Origin of the sequence: Draconibacterium sp. (assembly GCF_041583095.1) — a bacterium.
GTDB lineage: Bacteria > Bacteroidota > Bacteroidia > Bacteroidales > Prolixibacteraceae > Draconibacterium.
Genome location: NZ_JBFHGM010000119.1, coordinates 1 through 14,499, shown reverse-complemented (window position 1 = coordinate 14,499; position 14,499 = coordinate 1). Strand labels below are relative to the sequence as shown.

General features: G+C 40.3%; 7 protein-coding genes. 6 read left to right on the top strand and 1 reads right to left on the bottom strand.

Annotated elements, in window-relative coordinates; all coding sequences use genetic code 11:
* Window positions 1-637 precede the first annotated feature (637 nt).
* Window positions 638-4,663, bottom strand: coding sequence for a two-component regulator propeller domain-containing protein (locus ABZB17_RS12315; RefSeq protein ID WP_372650633.1), 4,026 nt, complete (start codon window positions 4,661-4,663; stop codon window positions 638-640).
* Window positions 4,664-4,883: 220 nt separating this feature from the next.
* Between ABZB17_RS12315 and ABZB17_RS12310 the strand changes: the two genes are divergently transcribed.
* From ABZB17_RS12310 to ABZB17_RS12285, 6 genes are read left to right on the top strand one after another with little or no spacing between them, the layout of a single operon-like run.
* A complete protein-coding gene (locus tag ABZB17_RS12310) occupies window positions 4,884-6,536 on the top strand; it encodes a carboxylesterase/lipase family protein (RefSeq protein WP_372650631.1) in 1,653 nt (550 codons plus the stop codon).
* A gap of 49 nt (window positions 6,537-6,585) precedes the next feature.
* Window positions 6,586-9,708 carry a SusC/RagA family TonB-linked outer membrane protein gene (locus tag ABZB17_RS12305; RefSeq protein WP_372650629.1) on the top strand — a complete coding sequence of 1,041 codons (3,123 nt, stop codon included), beginning with the start codon at window positions 6,586-6,588 and terminating at the stop codon, window positions 9,706-9,708.
* Between the two features lie 24 nt (window positions 9,709-9,732).
* Complete coding sequence (locus tag ABZB17_RS12300; protein WP_372650628.1) at window positions 9,733-11,292, top strand: RagB/SusD family nutrient uptake outer membrane protein; 1,560 nt, start codon at window positions 9,733-9,735, stop codon at window positions 11,290-11,292.
* A 38-nt stretch (window positions 11,293-11,330) separates the two neighbouring features.
* Entirely contained in the window at window positions 11,331-12,164 is an 834-nt protein-coding gene (locus ABZB17_RS12295; protein ID WP_372650627.1) for an alpha/beta hydrolase, read from the top strand.
* Window positions 12,165-12,195: 31 nt separating this feature from the next.
* Window positions 12,196-13,137 (top strand): hypothetical protein, encoded by a 942-nt coding sequence (locus ABZB17_RS12290; RefSeq protein WP_372650625.1) that lies wholly within the window; start codon window positions 12,196-12,198, stop codon window positions 13,135-13,137.
* Between the two features lie 56 nt (window positions 13,138-13,193).
* A complete protein-coding gene (locus tag ABZB17_RS12285; protein ID WP_372650623.1) occupies window positions 13,194-14,390 on the top strand; it encodes an esterase in 1,197 nt (398 codons plus the stop codon).
* Window positions 14,391-14,499: the final 109 nt, after the last annotated feature.

The window sequence follows — 14,499 nt, the reverse complement described above, 5'->3', positions numbered from 1 at the left end:
TTTACCAATTTTGAAACAGCTGATAATGATTTTGAACCGATTTGCTTAAAAGGTAAATATTGGGAACTCATTAAGTTGGATTTTGTTGAGGCAATCGAGACCTTAAACAACGAAAAATCCTAGATTCAGATTGTTCTATTTTACTGTCTCTTGGGATCGGTATATATTTCATAATGGGAGAGTGCTCTCATTCAACCCCGTAAACACCTCCAGCAACATTTTCGGAAAATTTTCAAAAGGAAAAGAAATAAATAATGAATGGAAAAAGCGGAAGGGTTGATGTGGGATTTCAAAAAGTTTTAACCGAAGTATACGAGGTTAAGTCTTTTTGAAATTGGCTTTGTGTGCAGGCGGCAATTAACTCTTCCGGTTTTGGAATGAATGGCTTTATGTCGGAAGCTTTTGAAAACCCGGAGGGCTTGTTTTTCGGAAATGTAAGTATTTTGTGAGAGGGGTTGTGAACTTAGGGCTTTGGTAACTTGACATTCATCTTCCATTCCTGCTTATTGATTACATTGGTATTATGAGAAATTTTAAGAAATAGGCGATTAATAACGACGGTATTGCAAAACATCACCGGCTCAAAAATAATTTAACGATGGTTCGATAGGGAATGAATTGCAAAATATACTTCAAATCAACCGTGATAATTTTTTGGCGATACCCCAAAGTGTTTTTTGAAGCTCACTGAGAAATGTGATGGTGTGCTAAATCCTGTAATATCAGCAATTTCGGAAATATTCATATTGCCTTCCAGAATTAGCTCGGCAGCACGGTTTAACTTGTAGGTTTTAAACAGCACTCCCGGGTTTTCACCGGTCAATCCTTTTACTTTATAGTAGAATTTTGTTCGCGAAATCTTCAATACTTCGGTCATCCTGTTGATGTTTAATTCCGAATTTGAAAGTTCATTCTCCATCAGCTTATACAATTCGCTCATAAAGTTTTTGTCTTGTGGAGTTAGAATATCCTGTTCAATTTTTTCGGTTTTTGTAACACCCACCAACATGCGCTGTGTCTTCTTTCGGTTACTTAGCTGAGAGTTTATAAGTGCCAGCAAGTAATTCGGATCAAAAGGTTTGGTAACATAAGCGTCGGCGCCGCTGTTAAGTCCTTCAACCTGGTTTTCTACCGTGGCTTTTGCCGTAACCAGAACAATTGGAATATGGCAAAACGAAAGACTCTCTTTAACTTTTTTGCTAAATGTATAACCATCAGTTCCCGGCATTACCACATCGCATAAAATCAGGTCTGGCTCGGTTTCATTCAGTTCTTTAAACGCCGAATCGGCATCAAACTTATAATTAACATCGTAGTATGGCGACAACAAGGCCTTCAGGTAATGAATAATTTCTGATTCGTCATCAATAATCAGCAGCTTTTGTTTTTGCTTGTTGCTATCATTGGCAAACGCATATTTATATTTTTTCTCCGGCGGATAAGGAATATATTCATTTTGTTGAGCATCCGTTTCGGGTTGTCTTTCTTCGGGAGAATACGCTTGTTTCGATACCGGAAGTACAAATGTAAATGTTGCTCCTCCTTCGTCGTTGTTATCGGCCTTAATATAACCGTGATGTATTTCAGCCAAACGGCGTGAATAGTAAAGTCCTATGCCGGTGCCCCAGTTGTAATATTCTTTTGTTTGATTATCGAGCTGATAATAGCGTTCGAATATTTTTTCCAGTTTATCTTCCGGAATACCTCTACCTGTGTCGCTGATCGCAACTTTTACCCATTGTGTGCTGGCATCCTGCACTGTTAACGGGAAAATACCGGCAATTTCGTCTCGCGAAATAACATCGAATGTGATATTGATTTTACCTTTTGAACCACTGAATTTTATTGCGTTTATGAGTAGGTTTGTTACAATCTTTTCCAGCTTATCCAAATCGAGCCACATCACAAACCGGTCTTCCAAACCATAGGTATTTATATCAATCTCTTTTTCTTTTGCGTTCAGTTTAAAAATGTCGATGGTACGGTTAAGCTCCGATATTATATCGATGGTTTTTACCTTCAGTTTAAGCGTGTCGTTCTCCAGTTTATTAAAATCCATTAACTGATTTACCAATTGCAGCATTCGGTTTACACTGCGTTGTACAATGTATATCAGTTGTTTCGATTCATCTTTCAAACGGTCATCGTTACTCAAAATGGTTATCGGCCCGCTTATCATGGTTAATGGCGTTCTGAATTCATGAGATAAATTGGCGAAGAAACTCATGTTCATTTTATTCACCTTATGTTCCTGCTCAATTTCGATCTGCGCTTTCAGCGCTTTGTCTTTATTTGTTTTTATTCGACGTTGCATGCGCACAACAAGTACTACTACAAATAAAAACAGAATGGTATAAAACGACAGGGCTGGCCAGCTCAACCATGGAGCCGGTTTAATCCGTACAAAAATCTCGTTTTGGGTTTCGTTAATGGTGTTTTCGTTATTAAATATTTTTACCCGAAACGTATATTTTCCGGCCGGTAAGTTGGAATAATAGGCCTGTCGGCTGCTGTTGGCTTCTATCCAAACATTATCGTACCCATCCATTTTATAGGCATATTTTACCCGTTCATATTCGCCGTAATCAATAGCCGAAAACGAAATGGTAAAACTATTCTGGTTATAATTTAAAGTTATATCAGGGTTGTACGACAGGTGTTTATCGATGCTTGAGCTTGTGGCCGGCTGTTCAATTTTGTTGTGTATCTTAAGGTTTTCGAAAACCAGCGGAATATTTTGCTTGTAATTAATATCAATCGGGTTGAAAAAAGTTAATCCATGTGTTCCTCCAAAAACCAGCGTATTATCCGAAAGCCGGCAAACACTCTTTTCGTTAAACTGATTTCCTCCAATGCCGTCGGTGGCATAATAATTAATAAAGTGTTGGGTAGTCCGATCGAATTTACTTAGCCCAAACAAAGTGCCAACCCATATGTTACCGGCTACATCTTCAGTAATACTGCTGATATCGGTACAGCCAATTCCGTTTACCTGTTCAATGGTGTTGTTGCTGGTTGAAAGCCGGTAAACTCCATTGCTAATAGTGCCAATCCAAACATCTCCAACGGCATCTTCATAAAGACACACGGGAATAAAGGCTGTTTTTTTATTTAGATGTTTGATGGGGATGGGGGTAACTTCTCTCGAGTTGGCATCGATTAATTGTAGCTCATGATTAAAGGATGCAACCAAAATATTACCCGACGATAACGTTAACAAAGTCGGGGTAAAATTATATTCTTTTCCATATAAGTGAAATCGCTCGAAATACTCTTCGCCTTTGTTAAGAACGAAAATGGATTGATCCTTTCCACCCAGCCAGATAGTGCCTTTGGCATCTTCGGTAATCGATAATATGCCTGTAGGGAAATAGTAATGTTTTTTTCGCACCAGCTTCTCTTTTTCGAGGCGCATTTTAAGCAACATCCAATCTGATCGTACCCAAATGGTATTGTCGCTGCCAATATAAATGCTACCGGCGCTATGTTGAAACGAATCCCAAAATCCATACAATTCCTGGTTGGAGAAATGTTGGATTTCGTTGTTGTCGTTGCGGTACAACATTATACCATCTGAACGGGTAACAATCCACAAATTTTTGTCGTGGTCGGTAGACACCGAAAGAACAGACTTGCCCTTTAACTTCGATTGTAAGAACTGGTTGTTATTAAATCGTTCTTTATAGTGGTATATCACTTTATAGCCCTGATCGAAAGATCCCATCCATAGATTTTTTTGCGAATCGGTAAAAATGGAAATGATATCGAAGTCAGGTACAATAAATGGAAATCCGCTTTCTGATTGATGAACAATTGTTTCGGTGAATTTATTGTAGATGAAAACTCCGTCTTTTTGGGTTAAAATTAATACCGCCGAGTTATTGTAAGGATGCATGCGGTAAATAATTGCATCTTTCAAAACCGGATGTTGAGCGATAGCTTGCGGAGCCTGCTCATATTTTCCTGTTCGGGTATTATACACCTCTAAATTATGCCACGATGCAAGCCAAAGTTTTCCATTTTCATCGAGGTACGAAAACGTAGTGTACTGATAGCGTTTCAACTCTAGTTTTAACTCGTAATTATGACTGTTATAGCATCTTACCTGCCATGGAGTAACAATCCAGATATTATTTGATTTATCAACTAAACAGGAGGTCCCAAAATTCTGATGATCCAAATCCCTGATCACCGGCTCAAACTTATTCAGTTCTTCGTTGTAAACACATATCTCAAAATTCAGGTTTAAAAAGAGCTTTCCATCATTGTCTTCAAAAAAATAGATGGCGTTTTTACTTGAACTTTCAATCGGGATACGGTCAAAACAGTCCTGATCGTTATACCTGCAAACACCATCTACTGTTGCTACCCATAGTCGCTTTTTCGAGTCGGTATAAATTTGTTGTATTCGGTTGTTTGGAATGCTTAATGAATCATCGGTACTGAAATATTGATGATACTCGTTAATATTGTATTTGTTGAGTCCCCGAATTGTGGCAATCCAGATATGCCCGAATGCATCCTCAGCAAATGAGGTCACCTGCTGATTGGATATTTCGTTTGATACAACCATATTCAGTTCAGTCGGGCTAAGCTCTCTTGGATTTCCCCAAACAAGAACCGATATCAAAATACTTAGTATAAAAAAGCTTGTTTTCTTCATTCGAATTCAATCTGGAGTGTCAAAAATAGCAATTATCGTTATCTGCTTTCCTGTTTTATGCTTTATGATGCCGGGATTGTATAAATAGATAAGTATTTGAACAAATTGAAAAGTGGAATTGAACAGATAATAAAGCACTTAGAACAAAATGGAAAATGGCTTGCATCGGTAATGGTTAGCATTGTAACGTCAAATTTTAACGACGTTGAACCAATAATTTATGAAGTCAATAAAGCTAATCACTCTAATTTTCTTAATTCTGAATTTTGGAGCGTGTACAACGACCAAGGATAATGTGCAGGCTACAAGTAATAGTCACGAAATTGAAACATCTGCCACTTCCACCGTTGTTTCAACCGAAGCTGGTGAGGTGGCCGGGTATATTGAAAATGGCATTTATATCTATAAGGGAATTCCTTATGCCGAAGCCGACCGTTTTATGCCACCACATTCTCCTGCTCCCTGGAAAGGAGTAAGAAGCAGCCGTGCTTATGGTCCGGTTTGTCCGCAAGGAAAGAGAACGGGCTGGTATTCGGATGAACAGGCTTTTGCTTTTGACTGGGACGATGGTTACGCTGACGAAAACTGCCTTCGTGTAAATATCTGGACACAGGGTATTAACGATAAGAAAAAACGCCCGGTAATGGTTTGGTTACATGGCGGTGGCTATTCTGCAGGATCGGGGCAGGAGCTTCCGGCCTACGACGGAGCGGCACTATGTAAAAAGGGTGATGTAGTTCTGGTGTCGTTGAATCATCGGTTAAATGTGCTGGGATTTCTTGATTTATCAGCCTTTGGCGAGAAATATGCAAAATCAGGAAATGTTGGTTTGCTCGATATTGTAGAAGCCCTAAAATGGGTGAAAAACAATATCGAACAATTTGGTGGCGATCCGCAGAATGTTACCATTTTCGGTCAATCGGGCGGAGGAGGAAAAGTTAGTACACTAATGGCTATCCCTGCAGCCGCTGGCTTATTTGATAAGGCAATTGTACAAAGCGGTTCTTTATTAAATATCATGCAGCCTCACTATTCCAGAAAAATCGGTTTAACCACCATGCAAGAGCTTGGTCTAAAAGCATCTCAAATTGATGAGTTGGCAAAAGTACCTTATGAAGAATTACTTGAAGCAGGAGACAAAGCTGTTTTAAAAATACGGGAAGAGGCAGGAACAGAAGGCCTTGATGCCTTACTTTTTGGGTGGGAACCCACTGTTGATGGAAATGTGTTGCCCTGGCAGCCATCTGATGTAAAGGCTATTGAATTGTCAAAAGATATTCCTTTGCTGGTGGGGACAACCTTACATGAGTTTACGGCAAGTGCCTATATTCCTGCATTGCGAAATATTGACCAGGCCGGAGCAGTAAGCCAACTTAAACAACGGTATGGAGAAAAAACGCAAGAATTCTTATCCGTTTTTGAAAAGGCCTATCCCAACTATCAACCAAAAGATTTACTCGATGTAGATTTTCTTTTCAGGCCAAAGGCTTTGGAACAGGCTTTAATGCGATGCAATATACAGGGAGCACCTGTTTACACCTACCTCTTCACCTGGGAGTCTCCGGTGTTGGATGGTATGTTTCGCTCAACGCATTGTATGGAATTACCTTTTGTATTCAACAATATTTCGCGCTGTAAAACATTAACGGGCGGAAAACCCGAAGCTTATAAGTTGGCTGACAAAATGAGTTCGGCCTGGATCAGCTTTGCAAAAACCGGAAACCCGAATACAGAAGAGTTGCCAACCTGGAAGCCCTACTCAATTCAGAAAGGTGCAACAATGCTTTTAAACAATGATTGTGAGGTGGTCTACAATCATGATAAAGAACTTATGGAGTTGGTGAATTCATTCCCAAAGACATTGAATTTATAAAAGAAACTAAATAATCTATTCAAATTTATTAGTAACTAAAATTTAAATTATGAGGAATTACAATGTAAGTAAGGTGCGATATTTAATGAAATCGTATCGGCTTTTATCAAAAATGCTCATCGTTGGCTTTTTAATGATTTCAACAGTAGCATTTTCGCAAACCAATATTACAGTAACAGGATCTGTCGCGGGCAGTGATGGGGAACTGTTACCCGGAGTTACTGTGGTTGTACAGGGCACAACAAACGGTACAATTACCGACATTGATGGAAACTACACACTTAAAAATGTGCCCTCGGAAGCAACGTTGCAGTTTTCGTTTATCGGAATGAAATCAACAGAAGTTGCAGTTGGTGGCCAAACCATTATTAATGTAACATTGGAAAGTGCAAACATCGCGCTTGACGAGGTGGTTGCTATTGGTTATGGTGTTCAGAAGAAAAGCTCTGTTACCGGTGCCATTTCGCAGGTAAAGGCGGAAGATATGGAGAACCGTACCATTACAAATCCACTTCAGGCAATTGCCGGAAAAACGGCAGGTACACAGGTTTATTCAAACTCTGCAGCACCGGGTAGTTCACCAACCATCCGAATCAGGGGTATTAACTCTAATAATTCAATTTCTCCATTGTATGTGGTTGACGGACGTATTGCCTCGTCGATTGCAGGTATCGAGCCTAACGATATCGAAAGTATGGAAATTTTAAAAGATGCTGCATCGGCTGCCATTTATGGTGCCCAGGCCGGTAATGGAGTAGTTTTAATAACCACGAAAAAAGGTAAACAGGGAATAGGTACCCTTTCTTATGATTTTCAATATACCATACAAAGTATAGGCAAAACTCCTAAGGTAATGAACTCGGAGCAATTTATCGATTACTGGACCGAAGCCGGCAAATTTAGCATGGACCGTGTATACCAATATTGGGATTTTGAGCAAAATACCGATTGGGTGAACGAGATTTTTGAGTCGTCAATAATGCAGCGTCACAACATAAGTTTCCAGGGAGGAAACGAAAAAGGAAGTTATTATTTGTCGGGCAGTATATTGGATAACGACGGTATGGTTGTTGGCGATGCCGATACTTACAAACGCTATACCGGTATGATAAACACCAACTACAACATTAAGCCCTGGTTAGAAGTTGGGACAAACAATCAGTTGGAATACTACGAAAGAAGATCGGTTTCGGAAGGCTCGGAATACGGTTCGCTTATTCTGAGTACGTTGCAGCTCGATCCGATGACGGCAGTAACCTACACCAAAGATAATATGCCGGATAATATGGCATCTGCCCTGGCCAACTATCGGGCTACTGGTGTTGGAGAGCTGTTGAGCGATGGAAACGGCAACTACTACAGCGTTTCGCCATTTCTTACCAGCGAAAATCTCAATCCGCTAATTATGCGCGATAATGCCTATTCAAAAAGCTCGGGTTTTAATATTAACGGAACAGCTTTTTTAAATCTGAAACCAATTGAAGGGCTTGTTGCAACAACACGTTTTTCGTACCTGCTAAGTGCCGGTGAAAGTTATGGCTATTCGCAGGATTATTATGCCAACTCCCAGTCGTATCAGAACTATATGGGGTTAAACGCATCCAGTTCGAATAACATTCGTATTCAGTGGGAAAACTTTGCCACTTACAATCGTTCGTTCGATAAACATAACCTGACAGCAATGGTGGGTACATCGTTTACAAAAATCCGTTCATTTGGTGTTTCCGGAAGTAAAACCGGTACCGATGATGATTTTGGTGTACAACGAGATGATCCGCGTTACTATTATTTCGCTTATGCTACTTCAGAAGCCATTAAAGATGTTTCAGGTGGCGAACCAACTATACGAACTCAAAACGCTTATTTTGGTCGTTTCGGCTATAACTACGACGAAAAATACCTGGCAGAAATTGTAATGCGTACTGATGCTTTTGATTCGGCTTACCTACCGTATGATAACCGTTGGGGTTACTTCCCCGGTGGATCTGTTGGTTGGGTAGTTTCTAAAGAATCATTTATGCAGGATGCTTCATCATGGATCGACTTCTTGAAGTTGCGTGCCAGCTGGGGACAAAACGGTTCATTGGCCGGCCTGGGTAGCTTTGCCTACCGTACTGCTGTAACAAGCACCGGAAGTTATCCGTTTAGTTCCGATCCGGTATACAGTATTGGTTACAAACCATCAACAACCGGTAACCAGGAATTAAAATGGGAAACCAACGAACAAACCGACCTGGGTATTGATGCCCGATTCCTGAAAAGCAGGTTATCCATGACTTTTGACTACTTCGTTAAAAAAACCAAAGACCTGATTGTAACCGGAATTACTCCTTCTACCATTGTAGGTAATACAGCTTCGCCTATTAATGCAGGTAACATCGAAAACACCGGTTTTGAGCTGGAACTTGGATGGAAAGACATGAAGGGTGATTTTTCCTACGATGTGAGAGGAAATATCTCATCAATTAAAAACAAAGTAACCAATATTCACGAATCGCTGGATTATATCCCCGGAACGGGCTTCCATACCACCAGTGGTATTACCCGTTTTGAAGTTGGGAAACCAGCCTGGTATTTTTATGGTTACGAGTTTGAAGGTATCGATGTAGCTACCGGAGATCCTGTTTTTGTTGATCAAAATTCAGATGACATCATTAACGATGATGATAAAGTTGACCTCGGAAAAGGTATACCCGATTTAACTTACGGTATTACTTTAAATGCAGCCTATAAAGGTTTTGATGCTATTGTGTTCGGTCAGGGATCGTATGGAAATGATATTTACTCTTGTTTAAACCGTACTGATTATGCCGTTAATAGTTTAACCTATTTTACTGAAAACAGATGGACTGCGGATAACACAAATGGAATCAGACCTCGTGCAGGAGCCAATGATCTGGATAAATATTATACCTCTTCGGCAGCTGTTTTTGATGGTTCATATTTCAAAATCAAACAAATTCAGTTAGGTTACACACTCCCTGGTTCCGTACTCGATAAAGTGGGAATGAAAATACTAAGGGTTTATGCATCGCTCGAAGATTACTTCACCTTTACAAAATATAAAGGTTTCGACCCGGAAGTAACAGGTGTTGGAAATGCATTGGGAGTTGATAAAGGAAGTTATCCGAACTCGAAGAAAATCATATTTGGTTTTAATGTGTCATTCTAATCTTAACCAAAAAATCGAATAAAAATGAAACGAATAACATTAATATATTTAGCCGCCATTGCAATGGTTTTCACCATGCTTTCGTGCGAAGATGAATTGGATATAGTGCAAAAAGGTGCTATTAGTTTAGAAGAATATTATGGCAGCGACGAAAGTGCTGAAGGAGCAGTAAGCGCAATTTATGGCGAACTGCGCGGAATGATGTACAATTACAAATTCCTGAAAAATATTTGTTCAGATGATGTGTGGGCTGGTGGTGCTGACCGTGGCGACAACAACGACCTGGAAAAAATGAACGAATTTACTTTTAGTGCCGAGCACGGTTTTCTTTCGGGATGTTTCCAGAGCTATTACAATATTATATACAATGCCAATATTGTAATGCAATATATCCAACCCGATTCAGACGTTAAAAAGCAAATGATTGCTGAAGCAAAAGTATTTCGTGCATTGGCTTATATCGATCTCATTTCGTTGTGGGGAACGCCTCCTTTGGTAGATCATCCGCTGGATCCGTCGGAATATCAAAAGACAAACGGAGATCCGGCTGAATTATGGGCTTTGGTTGAAACCGATTTAACTGAGGCAATTGCCTCAGGTAGTTTGATGCAAAAATCAAATGTAAATGATGATTCGGTTTACCGTGTTACAAAACAATTTGCACAAACTTTATTAGGTAAAGCCTACCTGTATCAAGGGAAAAATTCAGAATCAGCTGCAGCTTTCGAGTCGGTAATCGGCTCAAATCTTTACGCTTTATATCAGGGCGAATATGATGATATTTTTGCTTTCTCGAACAAGAACAATAGCGAATCGATGTTTGAGGTGAACCGTGTGGTTGACGCCAACAACGTGTGGGATAACTTCGATTTTTGGCACTTAATGATACATTTCCGTACCGACCGTTTTACAGCTAAACCGGTTACGGCTTTAGGATTATCAGATTTGGGCTGGGGATTTTGTTTACCGCAAAAGGACCTTTACGACGCATTTGTTGCTGAAGAAGGTGAAGACGGATATCGTTTGAACCGTACGCTGAAAACCTATGAGCAGATTCAGGAAATGGGTGCCAGTATGGATCCCGGAAAAACAATTATTGCTGAAGGGTATTTTTTCTGGAAAACAAGAATAACCAAAGATGCAGTGCCGGCAGCAGGTTCTAATTTCACCTGGGATCACAACGTGCGTATTATGCGCTATGCCGATGTGCTTCTTATGGCAGCAGAAGCCAACTTGCTGGCAGGTAACCAAAGCAAGGCCGATACTTACCTGAATATGGTTCGTTCGCGCGCTAAATTGGAGAATAAAAGTGCAACAATGGAGGCCATTAAAACTGAGCGCAGACTTGAACTCTGTTTCGAAGATGTTCGCTACCAGGATTTAATTCGCTGGGGTGATGCCGAATCAGCATTGTCAGGTCAGGGTAAAGAGTATCCGGTTATGACTTCAAACGGTGCTGTAACTTTTAAATCAACCGGAAACAGCGAAGGAAAATACGGATTTCAGGAACGAAATACCTTATTCCCGTTTCCATCAACCGAGATTCAGTTAAACAAAAATATTGTTCAAAATCCGGGTTGGTAATTTATACTGTTTATGTAGGATAATAAAAATGCAATAATATGAGTACTGCAAAAGGGATTATATTCTTATTCCTGATGAGCTTCATCTTTATTTTATCGGCATGCAAAAATGACGACGACAATGAGCTGGAGTTGATTGTTACCGATAATGTTAGCTTGTTGGCCAATAAGACTATAAACAGCACTGTACTTGGTCAAACCATGAAGTTCAACATTATTTTACCCAACGATTATTATACCAATACTGATCGTTACTATCCGGTACTTTACTTGTTGCACGGAATGGGGGGGGATAATACGGATTGGGCAATTCAGGGCAATGCCAAACAATTGGTACAGGACGCCTTTAAAAACAAGGTTGTAGCACCAATGATTGTGGTTATGCCTGATGCATTCAACACGTTTTATGTAGATGGCTATCAGAACGGGTTAAAATATGAAACCTATTTTTGGGACGAATTCTTACCTTTTATTGAAAGCACCTACCGTGTTGATGCCTTGCGCGAGAATCGGTTTATTGCCGGTTTGTCGATGGGTGGTTTTGGAGCCTCATATTATGCATTTACTTCTCCTGATAAATTCGTGTATTGTTATTCGATGAGCGGAGCCGTAGAAGGTATTGGTTTAGCCAGTACCCCTTCAATTGCCGATATTATTAAGGCATACGAATCTTTCGGCGATTTACCTGCTTACACCATGGATTGCGGAATTTCCGACCCGCTGGTTTATAATTCAAACCAAGTGGTGCACGCAAAATTACTGGAGGCCGGATTCGACCACGAGTATATTGAACGTGACGGAACGCACGATTGGCTGTTCTGGAAAAAATCGCTTGAAATGGCTTTGGAACGCATCGGACAATACACCAACTAAATAGAACTAAAAAAATAAAAAAATAAATTATATGAAAACTACATGGAAAATTTTTATGTTCCTCTTAACAGCCACAATTGCGCTGGTTTCGTGCGAGGAAGATTCGCTTGATCCACTTACCGGGAAATATTCACCTCCCGAGGTGTATGATCTTACTGTACTTGGAACACAGGACCGGGTAAAAGATGGTCCGCTTTATACATTCTCTATCGACTTGACGGATGAGGGGGCGAATACTTTGAGTATGAAACTTTTTTCAACTGATTATATATTGCCGGCTTCTGACTTTACGCCAAGTAACCAAGCCGCTAACAGAACCTATTTGCTTGGAACTGACGGCACAACTTTTAACGGACAACAAATTACGGACGGTACAATAAGTATTGCAGCTCAGGACAGTAATTACACGCTTAGCGGAATTCTTTATCTGGCCGATGAAACCGTGCTTAAACTTACCGGAGCATTTACGTATGCTTATCAGCCCGATCCGTACACGCCAATTTTTACTTACACGGATGAAACAGTTTCTCCGGCAATGGGCGGTGCGCAAGGTGCAACACCTATTGAAGGGAGTACCATGCACAAAATTACGGTTTTTGCAGATGATGTTTTCTATGCTTATCTTGAACTTGTTGCCGAAGCAAATGCAACATCGCTTTCAGGAACTTATTCGGTGAAAGATGGAGTTAATGCAATTGGACAGTTGGCAAACGGATATTATGTTGATCTTGCATGGTATGGAATGGCCGGTGTTATGGAAGGTGGCTCGTATTACATGAAAGGTGAAGAGAAGATGTATATCCGCGAAGGTGATGGTGCCATTACCATTGTTGACAATGGCGGAATAGTAACAATCACAGGAGACAACCTTGGAATCCTGAATCTTGACGCTTTGATTAGCTCCGGGGGAGCAACATGGTCGGTACTGGATACTCCTGGAAGTGTGAAGGTTACCGATGCAACAAAATTATAGCACCCGGTAATTTCTAGTACTACAGAAAAATCACTCACTACTAAAATGTATACAAAATGAAATTAAAAATCTCAATTACTAGCATTCTTCTCTTGTTACTGGGGATGAATATCTATGCTCAGCAAGCTTTGTTTGGCGGGCAAAACATTATTTCTCCGGAAATAAACAACGATAATAGCGTTACATTTCGCTTTAATGCGCCTAATGCCGATACGGTGAAAATTACCGGTGATTTCTTACCTCCAGAGAAAATAAAAACGCAGTGGGGTATATTTGATGGCCCGGGAAAGGCATTGTTGAAAAAGGATGCAAACGGAATCTGGAGTTTTACTTCACAACCTTTGGAATCTGATCTGTATAGCTACTCATTTATCGTTGATGGCGTAACCAATACCGATCCGAATAATGTTTATATGATCCGCGATGTTGCCTCCATCACCGATGTGTTTATCGTTGGCGGAGGAAAAGGCGATTTGTACAATGTGCAGGATGTGCCACATGGTTCAGTTACACGTCGTTGGTACGATTCTCCGGGAAATGATATGAAGCGACGCATTACCATTTATACGCCTCCGGGTTACGAAGAAAGTAAGGATAAATATCCGGTTTTGTATTTGTTACACGGAATGGGTGGCGACGAAGAAGCCTGGATTGCTCTTGGACGAACTTCTCAGATTTTGGATAACCTGATTGCACAGGGAAAAGCAAAACCAATGATCGTGGTTATGCCCAACGGCAATGTAGCTCAGCAAGCAGCTCCCGGCGAATCGCCAAAAGGATTGTACAAACCAAACATGCAATTGCCAAACACCATGGATGGTAAGTATGAAGCAACATTTATGGATATTGTGAAATTTGTTGAAAGCAATTATCGGGTGAAGGCCGACAAGGCCGACCGTGCCATTGCAGGCCTTTCTATGGGAGGCTACCATTCTTTGCACATTTCACGCTACTATCCGAATACTTTTGATTATGTTGGTTTGTTTTCAGCAGCTATTATGCCGGATGCCGCAATGAAATCGAAAGTTTATGAGAATTTTGACGAAACACTAAAAGCCCAAATAGATAACGGGTACAAGCTGTATTGGATTGGAATTGGCAAAACCGATTTCTTGTATCAGACCAACACAGACTTTCGCGCAAAACTTGATGGTATGGGAATGAAATACACTTACGTGGAAACCGAAGGTGGTCATGTTTGGACCAACTGGCGGGTTTATCTTAGTGAATTTGCTCCTTTACTATTTAAATAAAATAAAGATCCGGTGCGGTAGTGCCGGATCTTTTATTACCTGTTTGGAATTAGCAACATCGTAAATTAAAACAAATGAAAAAGATATTTTTAATAGTTATTGCTTGTCT

Excerpts from the sequence above, each read along its gene's own strand:
- ABZB17_RS12305 (WP_372650629.1), top strand. The coding sequence starts at position 6,586 with ATGAGGAATTACAATGTAAGTAAGGTGCGATATTTAATGAAATCGTAT.
- ABZB17_RS12285 (WP_372650623.1), top strand. The coding sequence starts at position 13,194 with ATGAAATTAAAAATCTCAATTACTAGCATTCTTCTCTTGTTACTGGGG.
- ABZB17_RS12300 (WP_372650628.1), top strand. The coding sequence starts at position 9,733 with ATGAAACGAATAACATTAATATATTTAGCCGCCATTGCAATGGTTTTC.
- ABZB17_RS12290 (WP_372650625.1), top strand. The coding sequence starts at position 12,196 with ATGAAAACTACATGGAAAATTTTTATGTTCCTCTTAACAGCCACAATT.
- ABZB17_RS12295 (WP_372650627.1), top strand. The coding sequence starts at position 11,331 with ATGAGTACTGCAAAAGGGATTATATTCTTATTCCTGATGAGCTTCATC.
- ABZB17_RS12310 (WP_372650631.1), top strand. The coding sequence starts at position 4,884 with ATGAAGTCAATAAAGCTAATCACTCTAATTTTCTTAATTCTGAATTTT.
- ABZB17_RS12315 (WP_372650633.1), bottom strand. The coding sequence starts at position 4,663 with ATGAAGAAAACAAGCTTTTTTATACTAAGTATTTTGATATCGGTTCTT.